This is a genomic window from Paenibacillus cellulosilyticus, from assembly GCF_003182255.1.
In the GTDB taxonomy this organism is placed as follows: Bacteria; Bacillota; Bacilli; order Paenibacillales; family Paenibacillaceae; genus Paenibacillus_T; species Paenibacillus_T cellulosilyticus.
Genome location: NZ_QGTQ01000001.1, coordinates 598,618 through 620,362 on the forward strand (window position 1 = coordinate 598,618; position 21,745 = coordinate 620,362).

At 52.2% G+C, this 21,745-nt stretch carries 20 protein-coding genes; 3 read left to right on the forward strand and 17 right to left on the reverse strand.

From position 1 onward, the window contains the following. Positions 1-11 precede the first annotated feature (11 nt). On the forward strand, positions 12-233 hold the full coding sequence (locus tag DFQ01_RS02600; protein ID WP_110042303.1) for a hypothetical protein: 222 nt from the start codon (positions 12-14) through the stop codon (positions 231-233). On the opposite strand, the gene DFQ01_RS02605 is transcribed toward DFQ01_RS02600, so the two are convergent. The 5 genes from DFQ01_RS02605 to yycF all read right to left on the reverse strand — a co-directional run bounded on the left by DFQ01_RS02605 (position 202) and on the right by yycF (position 6,220). Further along, a complete protein-coding gene (locus DFQ01_RS02605) occupies positions 202-1,008 on the reverse strand; it encodes an MBL fold metallo-hydrolase (RefSeq protein ID WP_110042304.1) in 807 nt (268 codons plus the stop codon). The two genes, DFQ01_RS02600 and DFQ01_RS02605, sit on opposite strands and share 32 nt — an antisense overlap. Before the next feature lie 118 nt (positions 1,009-1,126). Then, on the reverse strand, positions 1,127-1,885 hold the full coding sequence (gene yycI / locus DFQ01_RS02610; RefSeq protein WP_110042305.1) for a two-component system regulatory protein YycI: 759 nt from the start codon (positions 1,883-1,885) through the stop codon (positions 1,127-1,129). Positions 1,886-2,061: 176 nt separating this feature from the next. Beyond that, positions 2,062-3,615 (reverse strand): YycH family regulatory protein, encoded by a 1,554-nt coding sequence (locus tag DFQ01_RS02615; RefSeq protein ID WP_110042306.1) that lies wholly within the window; start codon positions 3,613-3,615, stop codon positions 2,062-2,064. Further along, the gene (gene walK / locus DFQ01_RS02620) at positions 3,612-5,444 is read right to left on the reverse strand and encodes a cell wall metabolism sensor histidine kinase WalK (RefSeq protein WP_110042307.1); all 1,833 of its coding nucleotides are present in this window, start codon (positions 5,442-5,444) and stop codon (positions 3,612-3,614) included. Before walK ends, DFQ01_RS02615 begins: the two co-directional genes overlap by 4 nt. Continuing rightward, positions 5,441-6,220: a response regulator YycF gene (gene yycF, locus DFQ01_RS02625; RefSeq protein ID WP_110042308.1), complete on the reverse strand. Its 780-nt coding sequence runs from the start codon at positions 6,218-6,220 to the stop codon at positions 5,441-5,443. Before yycF ends, walK begins: the two co-directional genes overlap by 4 nt. 227 nt (positions 6,221-6,447) lie before the next feature. On the opposite strand from yycF, the gene DFQ01_RS02630 reads away from it, so the two are divergent. Beyond that, the gene (locus DFQ01_RS02630; RefSeq protein ID WP_110042309.1) at positions 6,448-6,642 is read left to right on the forward strand and encodes a hypothetical protein; all 195 of its coding nucleotides are present in this window, start codon (positions 6,448-6,450) and stop codon (positions 6,640-6,642) included. Between the two features lie 254 nt (positions 6,643-6,896). Here the strand turns inward: DFQ01_RS02630 and DFQ01_RS02635 are convergent, their stop codons facing one another. The 8 genes from DFQ01_RS02635 to DFQ01_RS02670 form a co-directional block, all read right to left on the reverse strand. Further along, a complete protein-coding gene (locus tag DFQ01_RS02635) occupies positions 6,897-8,411 on the reverse strand; it encodes a M23 family metallopeptidase (protein ID WP_110042310.1) in 1,515 nt (504 codons plus the stop codon). Between the two features lie 163 nt (positions 8,412-8,574). After that, a complete protein-coding gene (locus tag DFQ01_RS02640; protein WP_110042311.1) occupies positions 8,575-9,348 on the reverse strand; it encodes a hypothetical protein in 774 nt (257 codons plus the stop codon). 658 nt (positions 9,349-10,006) lie between these two features. Continuing rightward, on the reverse strand, positions 10,007-11,290 hold the full coding sequence (locus DFQ01_RS02645) for an adenylosuccinate synthase (protein WP_110042312.1): 1,284 nt from the start codon (positions 11,288-11,290) through the stop codon (positions 10,007-10,009). 364 nt (positions 11,291-11,654) lie between these two features. Continuing rightward, positions 11,655-13,019 (reverse strand): replicative DNA helicase, encoded by a 1,365-nt coding sequence (gene dnaB / locus DFQ01_RS02650; protein ID WP_425452342.1) that lies wholly within the window; start codon positions 13,017-13,019, stop codon positions 11,655-11,657. A gap of 167 nt (positions 13,020-13,186) precedes the next feature. Further along, positions 13,187-13,633 (reverse strand): 50S ribosomal protein L9, encoded by a 447-nt coding sequence (gene rplI, locus DFQ01_RS02655; RefSeq protein WP_110042313.1) that lies wholly within the window; start codon positions 13,631-13,633, stop codon positions 13,187-13,189. After that, positions 13,630-15,591, reverse strand: coding sequence for a DHH family phosphoesterase (locus DFQ01_RS02660; RefSeq protein ID WP_110042314.1), 1,962 nt, complete (start codon positions 15,589-15,591; stop codon positions 13,630-13,632). The genes rplI and DFQ01_RS02660 overlap by 4 nt, the downstream gene beginning before the upstream one ends. 18 nt (positions 15,592-15,609) lie before the next feature. Then, positions 15,610-16,509: a DUF2232 domain-containing protein gene (locus DFQ01_RS02665; protein ID WP_110042315.1), complete on the reverse strand. Its 900-nt coding sequence runs from the start codon at positions 16,507-16,509 to the stop codon at positions 15,610-15,612. A gap of 5 nt (positions 16,510-16,514) precedes the next feature. Continuing rightward, on the reverse strand, positions 16,515-16,826 hold the full coding sequence (locus tag DFQ01_RS02670) for a MazG-like family protein (protein ID WP_110042316.1): 312 nt from the start codon (positions 16,824-16,826) through the stop codon (positions 16,515-16,517). Positions 16,827-17,151: 325 nt separating this feature from the next. Between DFQ01_RS02670 and DFQ01_RS02675 the strand changes: the two genes are divergently transcribed. Beyond that, complete coding sequence (locus DFQ01_RS02675; protein WP_110042317.1) at positions 17,152-17,610, forward strand: hypothetical protein; 459 nt, start codon at positions 17,152-17,154, stop codon at positions 17,608-17,610. Positions 17,611-17,750: 140 nt separating this feature from the next. On the opposite strand, the gene DFQ01_RS02680 is transcribed toward DFQ01_RS02675, so the two are convergent. The 4 genes from DFQ01_RS02680 to DFQ01_RS02695 are packed head-to-tail and all read right to left on the reverse strand — an operon-like array spanning position 17,751 to position 21,709. Next, positions 17,751-18,761: an ABC transporter ATP-binding protein gene (locus tag DFQ01_RS02680; protein ID WP_110042318.1), complete on the reverse strand. Its 1,011-nt coding sequence runs from the start codon at positions 18,759-18,761 to the stop codon at positions 17,751-17,753. Beyond that, complete coding sequence (locus tag DFQ01_RS02685) at positions 18,758-19,768, reverse strand: ABC transporter ATP-binding protein (RefSeq protein WP_110042319.1); 1,011 nt, start codon at positions 19,766-19,768, stop codon at positions 18,758-18,760. Before DFQ01_RS02685 ends, DFQ01_RS02680 begins: the two co-directional genes overlap by 4 nt. A 48-nt stretch (positions 19,769-19,816) precedes the next feature. Beyond that, positions 19,817-20,773, reverse strand: a complete 957-nt coding sequence (locus DFQ01_RS02690) for an ABC transporter permease (RefSeq protein ID WP_110042320.1) — start codon at positions 20,771-20,773, stop codon at positions 19,817-19,819. A 3-nt stretch (positions 20,774-20,776) separates the two neighbouring features. Continuing rightward, entirely contained in the window at positions 20,777-21,709 is a 933-nt protein-coding gene (locus DFQ01_RS02695) for an ABC transporter permease (protein WP_110042321.1), read from the reverse strand. Positions 21,710-21,745 lie beyond the last annotated feature (36 nt).

Below are 21,745 nucleotides of genomic sequence, written 5' to 3' on the forward strand. Positions count from 1 at the left end.
TGAAATCTCATATGTCTAAGAAATCATCTCCCGCATGGGACTTTGTACAGCTCGCCGGCGCTGTCGCCGACCTCAGACGCGACCAATATCGCATCCTATTAACCGTTGGCGTCCTGCTAGATGTACTAGTCGAACGCGGACTAATTACCCGTGAAGAGCTGGAAAACCGTACGTCCATGCTCGATGACGAGCTGGAGACGCTTATCGACGCTTCACTTCGTCCCATGGGGTAGCACGATCATAATAGGTATCGCGCAATGGGTCCTCATCTCTTTTAAAGAATATGCCGTTATTCTCGAAAATACCATTGATCGTAAGCTTCGCCAAATCCATCACATTATGATCGAGACTTAAGTGGGCCAGATAGACGCGCTTCGTCCGATCCGTCATCAGCTCGCACAGCGCCTCACCTGCTGCTACGTTGGACAAGTGTCCGACATCGCTAAGAATACGCCGCTTAATGTTCCATGGATATCGCCCCATTCGGAGCATCTCGGTATCATGATTCGATTCAAGCACCAGCACGTCGGAGTCAATGATTGCTTGCTTTACTTTGTCGCTAACGTAGCCAAGGTCCGTTGCTAGACTCAGCTTATAGCCGTCCTCGGTCATACAATACCCGACCGGCTCGGCCGCATCATGCGAGATCGGGTACGACGTCACTCGCATATTGCCGAACGATACCGTCTCTCCTGACTCCATAATTGTCCGCTTCTCCGGCGCGATATTGCCGACATGCTTCTCCATCGCTTCCCACGTCGCTGCATTAGCGAAGATCGGAAGATTGTATTTGCGCGCTACCGCACCAAGCCCTTTAATATGATCGGAATGCTCGTGCGTCACGAACAGGGCGTCAATGCTATGTCCTGACACCCCGCGATCCGCCAGCAGCTGGTCGATTCGCTTCGCGCTCAGTCCTGCATCAACGAGCACCGTATGCTCATCGTTCTGGACAACCGTCGCGTTGCCAGTCGACCCGCTGGATAACACCGTAAATCGAAATCCCATAACGTCCCTTACGTCCCTTCTCCCACATTCCCTAACAACCTAACCTTACTAGCACTGAGCTTTGATGACCACGCCCAATTGCTTCCTGCCTGCTATAGCCAACTAGCATTCCCCAATGCTAGTGTTCTGCCGTTTCGTCCTCAACCTTCTCCTGTACAACTTCAGCGCTTATCGCATGCACGTAGAATGGCTTGCCATTCTCCAGCAGTACGCGCCATGAAGGCGCTGCATATTGCGTTTCGGAGTTGAACAGCTGACCGTGATAGCCAAGCGAAATTTCTTTTATAACCGAGCCTTCCTCCAAATACTTGTCCACGAGCGGTACGATTGCCTTCGATGCCGGCAGCACCTCATGCGCTTCCGACGCCTCGGAATCAACCAGCTCGACTTGTGTTTGTCGGTACGCTGTTATTTTCTGATTTTGATTGCTGTAGAGCAGCTCCAGCTTCACATCGAACATTGGCCGCCCGCCTGCCATCCGGTACAACACGAAGACACCGTCCGTACTGGCAAGCTGGTCATACTGGTACTCTGCTAGATCGGGAATGACATCGCCCAGCTGAGCGAGCAGCTCCTTCTCGTCGAAAATAATCCGGCTGTCCACCGGCTTCTCCAGTTCAACCTCTTCCGCCGTGCCCGTCGTTATAAACCGATAAGTCAGGTCACGCAGCTCTGGCGTCTCCGATGGAATGCTTGCTGAGGTGGCGAGTCCGATACCCCGCTCCTTCATCATCCGCTGCGTGTCCGCGTCCAGATCGCCGAGCTTCTGGCCTGTATTCAACCGTTCACTGACGTTCTCCCACAGCTGATAGCCAAGTACGACATTCAGCGCGAGAAAAGCGAGTATGAGCACGCTCTTGGCGCGGCTCCAATCCATGCGCATTCACCTCCGACTTAGGCGCGCAATACTGGTGATCAGCCCTGTGCCGCGAACGAGGCGGACCATGTAGGCTCATGCTCCACTGTTCGTAAAGCTGGACCTTCATCATCCGCCTGCCGTTGCTTGTCTTAATGTAATTACTCGAGCTCTTCAGAACGTCCGCTTTATAACCATTACGGCTGCATCGGACTCTGATTCGGTTCTTGTGCTTGGTCCTGCTCTTGTTCGAGAGCTTCCTCTTGGTCAACGGCCGCTGTCTCTTGCTCCAGCGTCGATAACTCGCCGACCGATGTGTTCGAACGACCACTGCCGCCTGTAATCCCGACTCCGCTAGTGCTTTTGACGTTGCTTGCCGTCTTGTTCTTCTGCTGCTGCTCGAGCTGCCATTGATGACGTTCTGCAACGCCATCATAACCTGCAGGTTGTGCGCTCATAACAATACGCTGCGTACCGTCGGCATAACGAGCCGCCCAGACCGGTTCAAGCGACAGGCTCTGTCCGTCCGAGGACGGGTTTACGCGTACAGCCGGATATACCGACCGGATCTCGCTTCGGTTATCCATTGCCCGCAGTGTGGACTGCAGGATCTCGCCGCCTGGCAGCCAGCGTGTTGTCTTCAATTGAGCAACGCTGTCTAGTGTCATTAATGAACGTTCATACTCGGTTACGACACCCTGCTGCAGCAACAGCCGCATGTAGCCGAATTTGTACAGATCGTCCGATAGGATCGGATACGCACCGTAGTATTGCTGGAATAGCACCGTGCGTCCATCTTCGGTCGTCGTACCTGCGCTTGTTGTTGAACTAACTGGCACATAACGATGCAGACCATCCCAACCGCCATGCTCGTTAACGAATTGCAGCGAAGCGAGTACGTTTTCTGTTATATCGTTTTGCGTCGTTTGCGGAGCAGCCGGATTCGTGTAAATCGCCCATTTGCCGTTCTGCTCAATCTGCAAACCGCGCTTGCCATCGGTGAAAATCAATGCGCCGTTCAAGTTCTCCAGTGTCCGCGTCGTACCCGGATCGGAGAACAAGCTGCGCTGCATTTGCTCCGGTGGGTACGTTTTGTAGCCGACCACCGCTTCTACCGCTTCGATCGAAATCTCTGGCAAATAAATATCGCCATCCGGCTTGTACGATGTGCCGTATTGGCCGAAGCCGATATACTCCTCGACATCCCGCGCTGTTACATCTGTTCGTGATGCCTCATACACCGTACGCCCATCGGAGCTGAATAAGAAGGCATGCACCAGTTCGGTATCCTCGTCCATGTAGATCCAGATCCGATCGATCCGGTCTGCCATAAACACCAGATCGCCCTCCAGCTTCATCAGTTTGCCGAGCAGCGCCACTGGCACACCATCGAACCGAAGCTCGACGCCTTTCTTCTTGTCGCGGATTTGGTTCCAGTCATAGCTCGACTTTGCGTAGCGGGTAAAGCTCTTGAACCCAACCGCCTGAATCTTGCGGAACACGAGATCATAAAAGTTCGTCGGTGGATACAGCACCGTATGCTCCGACTGCCCCATATGAAGAACGATCGATTCGGGAAAAATAACGTTCTCGATCTGCTCGGCCGCCCCCATCTGCTCCGTATTTACGTAGTCGATACCCGTGCGGACTCTCGCAGCAAGACCTGGCATGCTGTAAGCAAGCCAGTAGCTTTGCAGCAAACTCAGGACGATGAGCACGCTCAGAATGACCGTCTTCATCTTCTCGATCATGCGGACTCGCCCCCTTCCTTCAAGTCAGGCGTCGGCAGCGTGAACGTTACCGTCGTACCTACATTGAGCTCGGAGTCGAGCGAGATTGTCCCGCCGTGGGCTCGTACTATTTCCCGGGCAATTGATAGACCTAGACCTGTGCCGCCCATGTTGCGGGAACGGGCCTTATCGACCCGATAGAACCGGTCGAATATGCGCCCCATGTCCTTCTTCGGAATGCCTATGCCGGCATCTTTAACGCTGATGGAGACCGAATGTGCATCTGGCCTGCGAGCCGTCAGCACAATGCTGCCGCCGCCTTGTGTATATTTGATTGCATTGGATAGCAAATTATCGAGTACTTGATCAATGCCATCGCGATCCAGCCAGACGGAGCCAACGCCATCCTCAATGCGTACTTCCGACTGAATCTCTTTCTGATTCATCTGGAACGCGAACCGGTCAGCCGCTTCCTCCAGCAGCTCAGGCAGATTCGTCGAGCTCCGCCGCAGCGGCGCTTGATTCGAATCGAATCGCGACAGGTGCAGCAGGTCCGTAACAAGACGAATCATACGTTCGGTTTCATTACGAATAACGTTCACGAACCGATCGGCCAGCTGACGTTCATCGAGAGCACCTTCATCCAGTGCCTCTGCATAGCTCTTAATTGTCGTTAGCGGTGTCCGCAGCTCATGGGATACATTCGCAACGAACTCCCGGCGCGACTGCTCCAGCTTCTCCTGCTCGGTAACATCCTCAAGGATAACGATCGTGCTCGTCGTACCTTTGTCACGACGATGCACCGGCGTGAAGGTCACACGCAGCAGCCATTCGCTGCCGTCCTCGCTTTCTTGATAAAGCAGACGGGAGCCGCTTGTCTTCTGCAGCTCTGTCATATCCTCCTGCGATAAGCCAAGGAGCTGTGTCAGCGGCTCGCCTTCGCACTCGGTTACATCCAGCAGCTCCAGCGCGCGGCGGTTCGATACGATAACATGCCCGCTCTGATCCGCTGCAACGACACCGTCACTCATGTTCGCAAGTACAGAAGCGAGCTTGTCCCGCTCTTCTTCGTTGACCGACAGCGCCTCGCGCAGGCGGTTCGTCATATCGTTGAACGCTTCGCTCAATCGGCCGATCTCGTCATCACCGAGCACCTTTACCTGCTGATCGAATCGACCTTCAGCAATAGCTGCAGCAGACCGAGTCAGCGTCTTAATCGGGCTTGTAATCGTATGTGCCAGCAGAACGCCGAGTACACCCGTCAAGCCAAGCGCGAGCAGCGTGCCTGTTACGAAGATTCGATTAACGCGATCCATTGTGCTGTACAAATCGTTCATCGAAGCAACGATATATACGGCACCTATGACCCGGCCGCCCTCATAAATGACCGGCTGGGCAATGATTTTCTTCCGAACATTGTCTTCGTCAATAATCTCTTCTTCGTTATCACGAATCGACTGCAGCGCCCGCGTAACCGCCAACGATGTGTTCTTCTTGCCAACATAAGACTGGTGGGAAGCGTCGGACGTTGCCAATACTTTACCGCTGCTGTCAAGCACCTGAATCTCCGCTTCGCTAATGGAGAACAGGTTGCGCACCAGGTTGCTCAGCTCTGCTGAATCCGAAGGCTTGTCATCTCGACTCGCCACCTTGCCAGACAGCGTAGGCACCGCCATCTCCGACAGCAGATTCGCTTGATCCTTCAGGTTGCTCGTAAAGCTCTCGGTCAGTGAATTCTTGACCGTACTAATGAAATAGACACCAATGAGCTGCATCGCAATGAGGATGAGCAGCACATAGATAATAATCAGCTTAACCTGAACCGTGCGGAACAACCGAATCCCGTTCATGCAAACCCGAAGCCGCCTGATTTCGGATTACGCATCATGTAACCGAGACCACGTCGAGTCAGAATGTACTCCGGCCGGCTTGGATCGTCCTCGATTTTCTCCCGAATACGCCGCACCGTCACGTCGACCGTCCGTACGTCACCGAAATATTCGAAGCCCCATACCGCCTGAAGCAGATGTTCGCGCGTCATGACTTTCCCGCTATTGCGGGCCAAATAATAGACCAGCTCATACTCCCTATGCGTCAGGTCGAGCGGTTCGTTATCTTTATAAATGACATACATATCTGTATCAATAAACAGGTTGAAAATCGTCAGCCCGTTCTTGCTCTGCTCCGCTTCAACAGCACCATTCGCTACCGCAGCATCAGCAGCAGCCGTCTGCGCTTCCGCAACCGCTTCGCTCGCCTTCTTCTGCCTGCGCAGATGCGCCTTCACTCTTGCCAGCAGCTCTCGCGTGCTGAATGGCTTCGTCACATAATCGTCGGCGCCAAGCTCTAGGCCAAGTACCTTGTCGAGCTCCGTATCCTTCGCCGTCAGCATAATGATCGGCAGCTGGAGACTCGCTGCCCGTACTTCACGGCATACGTCCATGCCATCCTTTACTGGCAGCATCAGATCGAGCAGCATTAAATCTGGACGTTCCTCATATGCGAGACGTACCGCCTCGCCGCCATCGAAGGCACAGATAACCTCGTAGCCTTCTTTCTCGAGGTTGAATTTCAAGATGTCAGCAATCGGCTGTTCATCGTCTACTACTAATATTTTGCCGTGCATGGCTTCACCGCCCGCCCGTAATAGTTTCTCATACGTCTAACAGTTCCATTTTACCATACCCGTCCCTGCAGTCCCAATGAAAACTCTTTCATGTACGAAGAAACAATTCGCTTCCGATTCTAATCTAGATTTAACATTCCTTTCATACTCTGTTGAACATTGTGCTCTACAATGAAGTCATTCAAACCGATCAACCTGCATAATGAAAGTGAGAGTGTCTACCTATCATGAACAAAACGAACCGCCGCCGAATGAACCGCCTCGTCCAGACGGCTGCAGCAGCTATTGTACTTGCAGCCGCACTCAGCCAGAACAGCAGCCTTCTGTCGGAAAAATCGGTCGACCGCGATCCACACGACATGCAGCCGAAGCCCGTACTCATCCCTCAGCATGCAATGAGAATCGAACGCAGCGCCGTGTAATTCCATCCCCCGCTTCCATGTTCCCGTCACATCCCAGCTAGTCCTCGCTTAAGCCGTACGTCCTTTTCAGACAATGCTCACTTCGATCAATCGCAATCTTACCTGCCGCCACTATCACGACCCTAAACGCACGTTCTCCTCCCGCCTCGTCTCAACCAGCCGTACATAATCCCCGTTCTATACTTACCCATCTGATGTTAAAAACAAAAAGCACCGCATTCCGGCGGTTAGCCGATACGCGATGCTTTCTTCTCTTACAAATATTTGAGCGGGTTCTGTACAACGCCGTTCTTCTGAATCTCGAAGTGAAGATGCGTGCCCGTCGAATGGCCTGTGTTGCCCATCACACCGATCTTATCGCCCTTCTCCACGATCTCTCCCTCTTTCACGGAGATCGATTTCATGTGTCCGTACAACGTTTTATAACCATTCTTATGATTTATAATGACACAATTGCCGTAACCACTCTTCTCTCCTGCGAATTCAACGACGCCATCATCCGCTGCCATAATCGTACTGCTGCCAACGAGATCGATGCCTTCATGCATCTTGCCCCAGCGTTTGCCGAAGCTGCTCGACAGCGTGTGGCTGCTGATCGGCCAAGCAAATACGCCTGAACCTTCGCCCTGTACAACCTTCGTACCCTTCACAACGATCTTTGGAGTACCCTTCTTCAGTATCTCGTATCCGATCAGCTCTTCGCTCACCAAATAACCATTGTCCTTCGTCAGTCGGTAGGTAAGACGCTTCTTGCCGCCGCTGCCTTGCTGAAGCACCTTCGTCTCGCCGACTTTCATGTTCGCGCTCGTCCGATATACGACTTGAGGATCAGTTGCAATCGTTTCCGCTACACTCTCGACTGTACGAACCGTCACTGCCGGCTTCTTCACCGTCAGATCCAGGACGTCACCAACCTTAATCAGATCATCCTCGATCCAAGGGTTGTTATCATAAATGACCTGCTTCGGAATGTCCATCTTCTGCGCAATACATCCGACGCAATCGCCTTCTTGCACCGTATATTGGGTGCTTGTCAAATTGCCAACAACGAGCTTCTGATACATCGTCGTCTCGTCTAATATGTTCTCCGGATCAGTGTTTACAGCTGTCTGATCGACTTCATCGATGATCTCAACCTTTTTCAACTTGCGCTCTGAGCTTGTATCCGAATCGTCGCTGTATGCCAGCGCCGTAACCTCGCCATCCTTGCTTGTCTGTGGCGTGAACTTATCCTTAACCTTCTCCATAATGCGGTCAGCCGTCTCGCGGTCCTTCACGACTCCGATGACCTCGCCGTTGACTTTCACCTCAACGCCGGTTGCGTAAGAAGTGAGCATGCCCTCCAGCTTCGTAATCGTCGCTTCCGTCTCTGGCTCCGCCTTATAGCCGCTTGCTGGCTCATAGGACACCTTATCTGTATCTAGGACCATATTCACATCAGGATGGGCCTTCTTTACTTCTTCTGCCTTGCTGAGCAGCATGGCTTCTACCGATTCAGGCTTGTCTACCGAACCGACCACCTGGTCATTCATCAGCACATTATAGTAAGCTACCGTATTTGCTTCTACGTATTGTTTGCCGCCTGCCACTGCAAGCACGCCAACAACACCGACAAGGGCCGCAGTCAATGCGACTCTACGATATCGGTTACCGGATGCTCCCTCTGGGGCTTTTACTGCTGATACTGCTGCTTTCCGAACATACCGGTACAACCGCAATACGGTTTGCCATCCGGCATTGCCCGGCTTGGAATCCTTGTTAACGGTCATGACAATCTCCTTCTCTTATCTACTTCTTATAGTCTCGTTGGCATGGATTGGATATATTTAGAGTTTTCAACAAAAAAAGCGCAACATTCACTCCGAATGTTCACGCTCTTTACTGTACCATAGTAAAAAAGTTGGAAGCAAATAATTCGCCTCGACAAAAGGATTAATATTTTTTCAGAATGTCCATAAACTGCTTATATTGTTCCTCCGTTAGATACTGTGCGACAATTTGTTGGATATTCGTCAATTCCCCTTCGGTCAGCCCATCCTCTGTATAAGTCGAAATTGTCTGCCATGCTTCCTGCGGCAGCTTCGTCGCCAACATCTCGAATAATTGGTCTCTATCCGCGTCACTAAGCTGATTCTTGGCCTCTGTCAATTCCTCCGTCGTCACCGCTGTTGCGCCCGCTTCCGCCTTAGGTCCCGTACCGCCGCCGACTCCTGTTATCGCGCCCTCTTCTTCTTGACCAAACGCGTCTATTGCAACAGGATCTTCATCCGTTCCGCTAGCTGAACTGCTTCCCGAGGTACTAGCGTCATCCGTTGATGTGCCGCTTGCGTCCTTACTCGATGCATCTCCAGTCCCGGTTGTCGCGCCGCTTTCATCCGTTGTCGAACTGCCTTTGTCGTCTCCGACGCCATTCGCGCTGTTCGAGCTATTTTCGCTGCTAGTATCGCTTGAATTCTGATCGTCATCGTGGGCCGAGCTGTCCGCATCGGCAATCCCGGTATTATCCTTCGAAACCGGATCCGCTCCCCACAGCTTGCCCCATACACCCGATAAGGCGAATGGCTGCACGTCCAGCGGCATATTATACTGCTTCAGCAGCGACTCTACGTAACTATTGACGATATAACCCGTTGTCCATATAGACAAAAAGCTGGCGATCAGGCCAACGGCTATCGCGCGGCCGACCCAGCCGAACATTTTCCACATGCTTATTCCCTCCGTATCCTCTTATGACCGCTCCTACGGACTATTGAACACTCTCTATCTCTGGCGTACTCGTCTACGTCTACAACCAGTATGGTCAGCTAGAAGGGAAGGTATAACCACCTCTCTGAAAATCCTCCCTCAAGGGAGGATTCAAGGGACTCCGCCCCTTGAACCCCATTTTATTTACTGCCTACTTAACAGATTTCTACCCACCCAAACCCTCCCTGCTAGGGAGGGCCCCAGGGTCTCCGACCCCTGGACCCCGGAGATGGGCGGTGGCAGGACTGAGGTGCGTGTAGGTTACTGCGTGCTTGGGGACGCGTGCCCCACGGGGCATAGCTTTCTTTCGAGCTCATTATCAAATAAGTAATGCTAAATCATACTTATTCCTGATTAGGTTATATAGTTGGGAGATTAAGTATAGCTAAACATCTCTTAATTACACGCTAGATGCTAATTTACGTGCCAGGGATCGAGTTAAGTGTGGTTTTGGTGCGCTTAACGGTCGATAAAGAAGCGAATACAAGGATTAGGTGTGGGTTTACCACACTTATTCTCACTGGGCCCCCGGGAGATCAAGGGCAAACAAAAACAGGCAACCGAAGCGCGGCTTCGGTTGCCTGTTGTTCAATCATTCAAGCTATTTAGCTACGAAATATTAGTAAATTGGACGTACGATGTTCGTTTGCTCACGGTTGCGGCCAACCGAGAAGATAGCGATTGGGATACCCGTCAGCTCGGATACGCGCTCTACGTAACGGCGCGTGTTTTCTGGCAGATCCTCAAGCGTCTTCGCGTCCGAGATATCTTCGCTCCAGCCTGGAAGCTCTTCGTACACAGCTTCGCATTCCGAGATCAGCTTCAGGGAAGCTGGGTAGTGGTGAATGATCTCGCCGCGGCATTTGTAAGCGACGCAGATTTTCACCGTTTCAAGACCGGACAATACGTCCAGCGAGTTGAGCGACAGGCCCGTAATACCGCTGACGCGGCGAGCGTGGCGAACAACAACCGTATCGAACCAGCCTACACGGCGTGGACGGCCTGTAACTGTACCGTACTCATGGCCGCGGTCACGGATCCATGCGCCCGTCTCGTTGTCCTGTTCCGTAGGGAATGGACCGTCGCCAACGCGCGTCGTGTACGCTTTTGCAACGCCAATTACTTGTTGAATCTTCGAAGGACCTACGCCGGAGCCGATGCACACGCCGCCAGCCGATGGGTTCGACGATGTTACGTATGGGTACGTACCTTGGTCGATATCGAGCATAACGCCTTGTGCGCCTTCGAACAGTACTTTTTGGTTCGAATCAATAGCGTCATTCAGAACAACGGACGTATCCGTTACATACTGACGCAGCTTCTCCGCAAAACCAAGATATTCAGCGATGATCGAAGCAGCGTCAAGCGGCTCGCCGCCATACACTTGCTGGATCACTTGGTTTTTCTCCGCGACCAGGCGCGTTGCCTTCTGCGTGAACTCTTCAGCGTCCATCAGATCGGCAATACGAATGCCGTTACGTGCTGCTTTATCCATATACGCTGGGCCGATACCTTTACGCGTCGTACCGATCTTGTTATCGCCCTTGCGCTCTTCTTCCAGACCGTCGAGCACGAGGTGATAAGGCATGATGACGTGCGCGCGATCGCTGATTTTCAGGTTATCCGTTTTGAAACCATTATCATGAATATAGTTAATTTCATCGATAAGAGCTGATGGATTGATTACCATACCGTTGCCGATGACACACGTTTTATTCTCATTGAAGATGCCCGAAGGAACCATCGTAAGCTTATATTTCTTGTTACCGATCAGAATCGTATGACCCGCATTATTACCGCCTTGGTAACGAGCGACGACGTCGGCACCTTCCGCCAAATAATCGGTAATCTTGCCTTTCCCTTCGTCTCCCCACTGCGTTCCGACAACAACAACCGTAGACATGATCATACCCCCGCCCGATGCTGACTTGCACCGAAAATGATTGCCAACTCCGATCAACCGCCAGCTCGTCCTTCGTCCTCGACCATTATGTTAGGGTCATGTAGACAGGCAGAACCAAGGCCGCAATCGAACTGAAGGCAGCATGACTAGTGTATCAGCCGCACCGCTCAAAGTCAATTAAAACGCGAACGATTATACAGTGCTCTATGTGAATGTTCGGAAATGATACAACTCTCCGTCCATCTCATTCTATTCTGGATTATTATTTGCGAGCGAAGATGATTTTATGAGCAATGAAAATATGCAAACAAAAAGCCCGACGCTTATGCTGCATCGGGCCTTCCAATCCACTGCTATCTTACCGTTACGAAGCCGGCTCTTGATGTGTCCGGTCGAGACCAACGAACTTGTTGAACTGCTTCAAGAACGCCAGCTCTACTGTACCTACGGGACCATTCCGCTGCTTGGCGATAATGATCTCGATAATGTTCTTCTTCTCGGATTCTTTATCGTAGTAATCGTCGCGGTACAAGAACGCAACGATGTCGGCATCCTGCTCGATCGAGCCCGATTCACGAAGGTCAGACATCATCGGGCGCTTGTCCTGCCGCTGCTCTACGCCCCGCGACAGCTGAGACAGTGCAATAACCGGGACTTCCAGCTCACGGGCAATCTGCTTCAGCGTACGCGAGATTTCGGATACTTCCTGCTGCCGATTCTCGCCCGCTTTGCCGCGGCCTTGAATGAGCTGCAAGTAGTCAATTAGAATCATGCCAAGCCCGCGCTCTTTCTTCAGCCGCCGGCACTTCGCACGGATATCCGCTACCGTAATACCCGGCGTATCGTCGATGTAGATCTCTGCCTCTGACAACGAGCCGATCGCCATCGTCAGTTTCTCCCAGTCGTCGCCTTCAAGAAAACCGGTACGCATCCTACCTGCATCTACGTTCGACTCGGCACAAATCATACGTTGGCAGAGCTGCGCCGCGCTCATCTCGAGACTGAAGATCGCGACCGTCTCCTTCGCCCGCACACCTACGTTCTGTGCGATGTTCAGTGCGAATGCCGTCTTACCTACGGAAGGACGGGCGGCTACGATGATCAAGTCGCTGCGTTGGAAGCCCGACGTCATCTTATCGAGATCCGAGAAGCCCGATGGAATACCGGATGATCCACCTTTATTCGAGTAGAGCATCTCAACCCGTTCGAATACTTCCATGAGCACGTCTCGGATCGAGATGAAGCCGCTGCTTGAACGGCGGTTCGAAATCTCAAGAATTTTCTGCTCAGCTTCACCAAGCAGCGCACCGACATCATCCTCTGCCGCATAGCCGCTCGATACGATATTCGTTGCGGTGCGGATGAGCCGGCGGAGCATCGATTTCTCTTCGACGATCTGTGCATAGTACTCCACGTTCGCCGCAGTCGGGACCGCATTCGCTAGCTTAGCTAGATACGTAATGCCGCCCGCTTCTTCGAGCATCTGGCGATCCTGCAGGTAGGCAGTCAGCGTAACAAGGTCGATTGGCTGTCCGCCTTCGCCAAGCTCGACCATCGCTTCGAAGATACGCTGATGCGCTGCGCTGTAGAAATCGTCGCTCTTCACCCGCTCCATCGCCGTAATTAGCGCTTCACCTTGCAGCAGGACGGCGCCGAGAATCGCCTGCTCGGCCTCCAGGTTCTGCGGCGGTATACGGTCAAACGCTAATTCATCCGGGTTCATGCCCATGGAATATCCTCCTTACATCAAGCTCAAAGTCACCCTGCTTTTATCTATGGTGCAACACTTGTCCCTCTAACGAACAGCCGCCCGCGGCCGGCGCTGATAACCCATGCGCCTAACTCCGCGAGCGGACTGCCCTTCTATTACAGCCTGCCTTCAAAAGGCTTGCTTGATTACTCTTCTGCCGCTTGTACTTTCAGCGTCGTCTTCACTTCTGGATGAAGCTTCACCGGGATTTGCGTCACGCCAAGTGTACGAATCGGATCAGCGAGCTCGATTTTCCGTTTATCGACTCTTACACCCGTCTGTGCTTCGAGCGCTTCCGCAATTTGCTTACTTGTAATTGCACCGAACAGTCGGCCTCCTTCGCCAGCCTTCGCTTTAATGACCACCGTCAGCTCCGCCAGACGAACGCCAAGTGCCTGCGCGTCTTCCTTTTCCTTCTCTTTGCGCTTTACCTCGGAGTTCTGTTGCGCCTTCAACGTGTTAATGTTACCCGCCGATGCTTCCTTCACGAGGCCTTTCGGCAGCAGGAAGTTGCGTGCGTAGCCTTCCGAGATTTCTTTAACTTCGCCCTTCTTGCCTTGTCCCTTTACGTCTTGCAGAAAAATAACCTTCATTCGAATAGCCCCTCTTCCTTCTCGATCTCTTCCAAAATTTTGCGCAGCCGCGCTGATGCTTCTCGCACGCCGCACTCCAGCTGCGCAGCCGCATTCGTCAAGTGGCCGCCGCCGCCAAGTCGCTCCATCACGACTTGTACGTTCATCGCGCCAAGCGAACGGGCGCTGACGCCGATGAGGCCATCCGGCCGTTCACTAATGACGAACGATGCGTAGATCCCTGTCATATTGAGCAGCGTGTCCGCCGACTGCGCAATATGCAGCTGCGAATATTTGCGACCCGGCTCCGTCACCGCGATCGCGATATGGTCATACAGTATTTCTGCATGCTTAATGATGTCAGCCTTCAGAATATACTCTTCCAGGTCTTCCTTCAGCATTCGCTGAATGAGCATCGAATCGGCGCCGTTGCGACGAAGGAACGATGCCGCCTCGAACGTACGAGCACCTGTTCGAAGCGAGAAGCTCTTCGTATCAACCGTAATGCCTGCGAGAAGCGCCGTTGCTTCGCGTACATCAATCGATACACGCTCATGAATGTATTGCAGAAGCTCGGTCACGAGCTCGCATGTCGATGAAGCATATGGCTCCATGTAGACGAGTGTCGACTTCGAGATAAACTCCTCGCTCCGACGATGGTGGTCCACGACCACGATCCGATCGGTCTGCTGCAGCAGTCTAGGTTCCTTCACCATCGAAGCTTTATGCGTATCGACGACAACCGCCAGCGTCTTCGACTCCACGAGATGAAGCGCCTGCTCCGGCGAGACGAATCGCTTAATGATCCGCTCGTCCTCTTTGAGCATCTCCATCATCCGCTGAATCGCAGGGTTAATTCCCTCAAGCACGATGTACGCTTCTTTATTGAACAGCTGAGCCGCCTTCAGTACGCCGATCGCTGCGCCGATCGCATCCATATCCGGCATCCGATGACCCATAATGACGACATTCGTACTCTCACGAATCATGTCCCGCAGTGCGTGAGCGACGACGCGTGCGCGTACCCGCGTCCGCTTCTCGACCGCATTGGACTTGCCGCCGTAGAACGATTGGCGCTCGCCTACCTTCACAGCTGCTTGGTCACCGCCGCGTCCAAGCGCAATATCGAGACTTGTCTGCATCCACTGGCCGATTTCCGTTATCGAGTCAGCACCGGCTGCGAAGCCGATACTGAGCGTCACCGGAATTTTGTTCTCAACCGTAATCTCACGAACCTCATCCAGCAGCTCGAAACGGCTCTGCTCCAACTGCTTGAGCGTCTTCAGATCGGTAATGATCAGGAAGCGATCCGAGCTGAGCCGCTTTAAGTACGTATGGTACTTTTGCGCCCAATCGGTAATCTCGGTTGTAACCTTTGACAACAGCGTCGTCCGCTGTTGATCGTCCATGCCTTGCGTCACTTCATCGAGATTATCCATCAACACAACGCCAAGCGCGAGCTTCTCATCCTCATGCCTGCGGGCCAATTGCCACATGAGCGTAATATCGTGGATGTAGACCATCCGTTCCTTGCTCTTGAAATTAAGCTCGAACACGCGGCTGCCAAGCGTTACTTCATAGATGCCTTCGTTGTTCTTGCTCTCTTTCATGGATGGGAACAGCTCACCAAGCGGCATGCCAACAACCGAATCGTTGTCGAAAATACGCGCCGCATAAGCGTTGTTCCACTCCACAATACGCTCATCATCATAAATGATAATACCGAACGGCAGCTCGCTAATAACCTCGCTGCCCGCTTTTTTCACCCGATAGGACAGCGTCCCAAGGTACGATTTCAGATCGCGGCGGAAAGCCCGCTCCGCGTAGATGGCATAAACACCTACTGAAATCGTTAAGATCAGTCCCGCCAGCCCGATCACCCAATTGAAGAAGGTGAGTGCGGTCGACAGGAGCAGCAGCAGCACGAATGCCCATAGCTGGTGCATTCCGTGCCATCGCTTAACTAGAAACTTAGGCATTTCTTCTCCGCTCCCGTGTCATCGTTTCTCGAACGCCTTCCGAATCGGGAAGGCTGTGTCCAGCAGACCAATAAGACTGAGCGGCGGAAGCATCAGCACGATTACCCCAATAATGAGCGGTACGATCTTCGACCATCCTCGCTGCTGCGCAATGTAGTAGAAGAAGCCAATCGTCTGAATCGTGAATGCCAGCCGCAGAAGCGGCACAAGGTTCAGCAGCGCTACCGACAAGAACGAATCGTCGGACACAATAATCATGCTGAGCACCAGAGCGACCAAATAGTAAAACACCATAACACGCGGCAGCTTCCAATCATGCGCCTTAGGCATCGATGGAATGCGCATATCTAGGCGGTTAAGAACAGCGCGGCTAATATATTGCGTTACCGCTGCGTACACGAACGAAATCGTCATGATAACAACAGGTACCGATTGCGTAACCATTTTCACGAGGGAATCGGTTAAATCTGCGGTCCATTCTGCTGGCAGCAGCCCTTCCTTTTGCAAGGAATTAGTCATTTCTCGCATCTGGTCGCCCATCTCGCCGATTAACGACAGATCGAAGATAAGATTGAATAACAGCAGCTCAAGCAGCATGATACCAAGCAGCGACAGAATGCCGGATACGAGCACGCGTCCTGGCGGTGACTGCTTCACAATCAAATGCCCCATAATAATAGCCGGCACGATGAAAAATAGTCCCAGCAGCGGGGCAAGCCATCCGAGCAGCAGGGACGATAGAGCCCATACAACCGCGACATGAGCCGCGAAAGCCCGACGTGACAGCGATGCATACAGCACCACATAAGGAACCATCATGAGCATAATGGAAATAACGTTAAGGAATGGCACAGCCATCGAGAGCATCAGTAGTACAAGAACTGCACTCCAGAGTAGCGAATGTTTGCCGGTGTTCAACCCGTTCACCTCTTGCGAATATGATCTTCCAGTCGCGATAAATCGCCATAATCGTCTTCCAACGTATGACCTTCTTGTGAAAGCTTGCGAAGCTTAGCGAGTACCGCGTCATCGAGCTCCTTGTAGGAGAGACCTAAGCGCCGGCCAAGAACATAGCTGCTGGAAATCAGACTCGCCAGACTGTCTGTCAGCCTAGCCGTGCTTCCTTCCCACAACGCTCTGAACAATCGAGCCATCTGATCCACGATCTCCGTCTTCAACCAGTCGATTGTCTGTGCGCGCTTCGCCACATCCATTTCGCGTTCCGTACCCCGCATACCGATCCTCCTTCACTTCAGAACAAAGCGTCAGACTTCAGGGGTGAGCATTCACTAAAGCTTTACAGCTCATTATAGCATAAATCCGAAATCGTACACATGGGGCGCATCGGTAGGCGCTTCGGCCAGTAACAGCTATTCCCCCGATCATTCGACGATAATAAACATGCTTAGATGCCTATGAGCACAAGCATTCACACATATTCGGCAGCCTTAGACATGGATATAATAACTCGGATTAGATGAAACTTTTTTTACCAGAATACCGTCAATATTGAAGTCCTTCCTTAAGAATGGTACAGAGAAATCGTGAGAGGTGTATGATATGATCCGAAATAAAGCAGTCCTGATGTCGCTCGCTTCACTAGTTGCTTTGACCTGTGTCAGTGTCGCCCACGCTCAGTCTGATCTGAGCAGCTCATCAGTAACAGCCGAGGAGCAAAACGCTGAGGAGATGCTAATAAACCCGGCGGAAATGTCAAAACAAATGATAAATCGTTATTTTACGTCCATTAAGGATTCGGGAGACCGTGAAGAGTCTGCCCTAGCAGATTTTAAAATCATCGATATCGATGACTCGGACCTTGCAGATATTAAAGTAACGCTCAATCTCGACTACATAGATGTCCCTCCACTGCCAAACGTCGTGTACCACATCAAGAGAAACAAACAGTACTATCAAGTAGAACAACAATTCTGTTCATACGATCTATCTCCGAACTCTCCTCATTACGGAGAGGTAAGCTGCAGTGCTGGCGGCAGTAGCGCCGTCCGATGGCAGTAAACAGTAAACCTATCCTTTCTAACTGGTCCAAAATAAAAACACCTTCAAGGTCATCTCCATTTCATCAGACATGGATGAGTAACCCTTAAAGGTGTTTTTATTATGCCGTAGCACTGGCTAGGCTTATTGGGCCGAAGCTGTTAAACCGAGGCATAATGACAGGCTGCAAAATGGCCCTTCTTCACTTCCGCGAGCGCTGGCGTATCCTTGGCGCACTTCTCGGTTGCGAGCGGGCAGCGCGTACGGAACGGGCAGCCGCTTGGCGGGTTAATCGGGCTAGGCAGCTCGCCCTTCAGCTCGATACGCTCCCGCTCTGCCTCAATATCCGGATCCGGGATCGGAATCGCGGACAACAGCGCTTGTGTATAGGGATGCGCCGGGTTAGCGTACAGCTCGCTGCTCTCCGCCAGCTCAACGACGCGACCGAGATACATAACGGCTACGCGGTCACTGATGTGCTTCACCATCGACAGGTCATGCGCGATGAACAAGTACGTCAGTCCCATTTGCCGCTGCAGATCCTGCATCAGGTTAACGACCTGTGCTTGAATCGATACGTCGAGTGCCGATATCGGCTCATCGGCAATGATGAACTTTGGCTGCACGGCAAGCGCACGCGCGATACCGATACGCTGGCGCTGGCCGCCGGAGAATTCATGCGGATAACGCGTTGCATGGTCTGGGTTCAGACCGACCACGTCAAGCAGCGACTCTACCTTCTTCTTGCGTTCGGCACGACTGCCAGCAAGCTTATGAATATCGAGCGCTTCCCCGATGACGTCCGTAATCGTCATCCGTGGGTTAAGCGAGGCATACGGATCTTGGAAAATCATCTGCATATCGCGACGGACCGCTTTCATCTGCGAGCCCTTCAAATCATACAACGACTTGCCGTCGAACATCACATTGCCCGATGTCGGCTCGTACAGACGCATGACCGTCCGTCCCATCGTCGACTTACCACAGCCGGATTCGCCAACGACGCCAAGCGTCTCGCCACGGCCGATTTTCAAGTTAACATCGCTGACGGCTTTCAGAATTTGACCGCCGCCCAGATTGAAGTGTTTGTTCAGATCGTGAATCTCGATTAGCGCATCGCCGTTCGAGGCTTTCACGAGTGGTGCTGCAGCGCTGGCATTCCCCTTGCTCATGCGCTTTCCCCTCCTTCGCTGGAGATTGGATGGGCTAGCTCATGATTGAGCCAACAAGCGGCTCGATGATCCTCGCCCTCCACCGATACGAGTGCCGGATCGTTCGGCAAGCATACTCGCATTGCCTCTTTGCAGCGTGCCGCGAATGCGCAGCCTGCTGGCGGCTTAATCAGATCCGGCGGTGTGCCGTAGATCGGAATAAGCGGCTCGTCCTTCTTCTGGTCAAGCCGAGGTACCGATTCGAGCAATCCGCGTGTGTACGGATGCTTTGGATTTTTGAATATATCACGGGTCTTGCCCGATTCAACGACTTTGCCTGCATACATAACGATAACGCGGTCCGCTACGTCAGCGACGACGCCAAGGTCATGCGTAATGAGAATAATCGATGTGCCGAACTTCACCTGCAGATCCTTCATGACATTCATGATCTGTGCCTGCACGGTTACGTCCAATGCCGTTGTTGGCTCATCCGCGATCAACAGTGACGGGTTGCACGCGAGTGCGATCGCGATCATCCCCCGTTGACGCATACCACCGGAGAACTCATGAGGGTATTGATTGACCCGCGACTCAGGGTTTGGAATACCGACAAGCTTCAGCATTTCAATCGCACGCTGCTTCGCAGCAGCTGCGCTCATGCCTTGATGCTTGACCAGACCTTCTGTAATCTGTTTGCCAATCGTAAGCGTCGGGTTAAGCGAAGTCATCGGGTCCTGAAAGATCATGCCCATCTCTTTACCACGGACATTCTCCATCTGCCGTAGCGACTTCGTCAGAACCTCCTCGCCCTTGAATAGGATCGAGCCTGTTGTTACAGCCGGAGGGGAAGGAACTAGACGCATAAGCGATTGGGCCGTTACGCTCTTGCCACAGCCGGACTCACCGACAATTGCAACGGTTTCCCCTTTATTCACGTGGAAGTTTACGCCGCGCACCGCTTGTACGATACCGCCGCGAACTTTGAAGTTCACGCGCAGATCTTTTACCTCTAATATTCGTTCCATGGCTGCCACCTCCTAAAAGTTATATTTGAAATGCATTCATGCATTGATTTATTTCTTCAACTTCGGATCGAGCGCGTCACGCAGACCGTCGCCAAAGATATTGAAGCAGAGCATCGTCAAGCTGATCAGAACAGCTGGGAACAGCATCCGCCATGGGTAGATTGTCATTGCTTTCAAAGCGTCGTTGATCATCGTACCAAGCGATGCAGCTGGCGATTGAACGCCAAGACCCAGGAAGCTCAGGAAGGCCTCGGAGAATATCGCATTGGGCACTGTCATCGTCAACGTAACGATAATTGGACCAATCGCATTCGGAATCAAGTGACGGAACAGAATACGTCCCGGACCTGCACCAAGCGAGCGGGAAGCGAGTACATACTCCTGGTTTTTCAGCTGCATAATCTGACCCCGAACAATCCAGGCCATACTAATCCAGCCCGTAATACTAAGCGCAATAACGATGGTGAACATACTCGGCTCCAGCACAACAATGAGCAGAATGACGATGAGCATGCTCGGAATGGAATAGAGAATATCGCAAATACGGTTCAGAATTTCGTCGACTTTACCGCCGAAGTAACCCATAATGCCGCCAATAATAACGCCAATAAAAAGGTCTACGAGTGCCGCATATAAGCCGACCTGAAGCGAAATGCCCGCACCCATCCATGTTCTTGCGAACATATCACGACCGAGGTCGTCGGTTCCGAACCAGTGGTTCGAGGACGGCTTCTCGTTCGTTGCCATCAGATCGTTCGTCCGATAATCATGGCCGCTGATCGACTGTCCGATAATCGCCATGAAGACGATGAGCAGCAGGATGATGAGGCTCGCCATCGCATACTTATTGGAACGTAGACGCAGCCATGCATCTTTCCATGCCGAAATACTTTCTCGAACAACGACTTCGCCTTTTTTCTCTGACTGGTCCAGCTTCTGAAAATCAGCTTTCGTTAATCCTTGCGGATCAACGGCTTGTCCATGCTTTGTTTCTATCGTCGCCATCGCTTACCCCTCCTTCCTGCTGCTCAGCTTGATGCGCGGATCAATGAATGCATAAGCAATATCCGTTAAGAAACGAGCTAGCATCAGAATAACCGCGTAGAACAGCGTCAGACCCATAATAAGCGTATAGTCGCGGTTCGTGATGCTGTTTACGAAGAACTTACCCAAGCCGCCGATGCCGAAGATTTGCTCTACGATTACGGAGCCTGTAATGATGTTGGCCGTCATTGGTCCGATATAAGTGACAACAGGCAGAATGGCATTGCGAAGTGCATGCCGGTACAAAATGATGCGTCCAGACATCCCTTTTGCCCGAGCGGTCTTGATATAGTCAGCTGTTAGCACTTCCAGCATGCTCGAACGCGTCAGACGCGCAATGAAAGCAGCCGGAAGCACGGCGAGCGCGATAGTCGGCATTACATAGTCGGTCGGGTCGTTCAGTCCAGCGACGTCGAACCAACGCAGTTTGACTCCTAAGAAATACTGTAGACCGGATGCGACAACGAAGTTCGGAATCGACACCCCTAATACGGCAATGAAGATAGTAAACGTGTCGAGAAATTTGCGATGGTTCAATGCTGCAATAATACCAAGCACAATGCCGGCTGTAACCGACAGAATGATGGCGAATATACCAAGCTGCAGGGAATACAAGAAACCGGTTCCAATAATGCTAGAGACAGTAGTGTACTGCTGCTTCATCGACATCCCAAGATCAAGATGGATGAGATTGTTGAGATAAGTGAGATATTGCGACCAGAGCGGCTTATCCAAGCCATACTTCGCTTCGAGCATCGCTCGAATCGCTTTCGGAATTTCTTTCTCCGACATGAATGGATTACCAGGAATGATTTTCATTAAGAAAAAAGTTGCCGAAGCAAGGACGAATAAAGATACGACCATATAAAACAGCTTCTTCAGCAAGAAACGTATCATGTGGGTAATGCCTCCCCAAAATGGTCGTTCAAACAG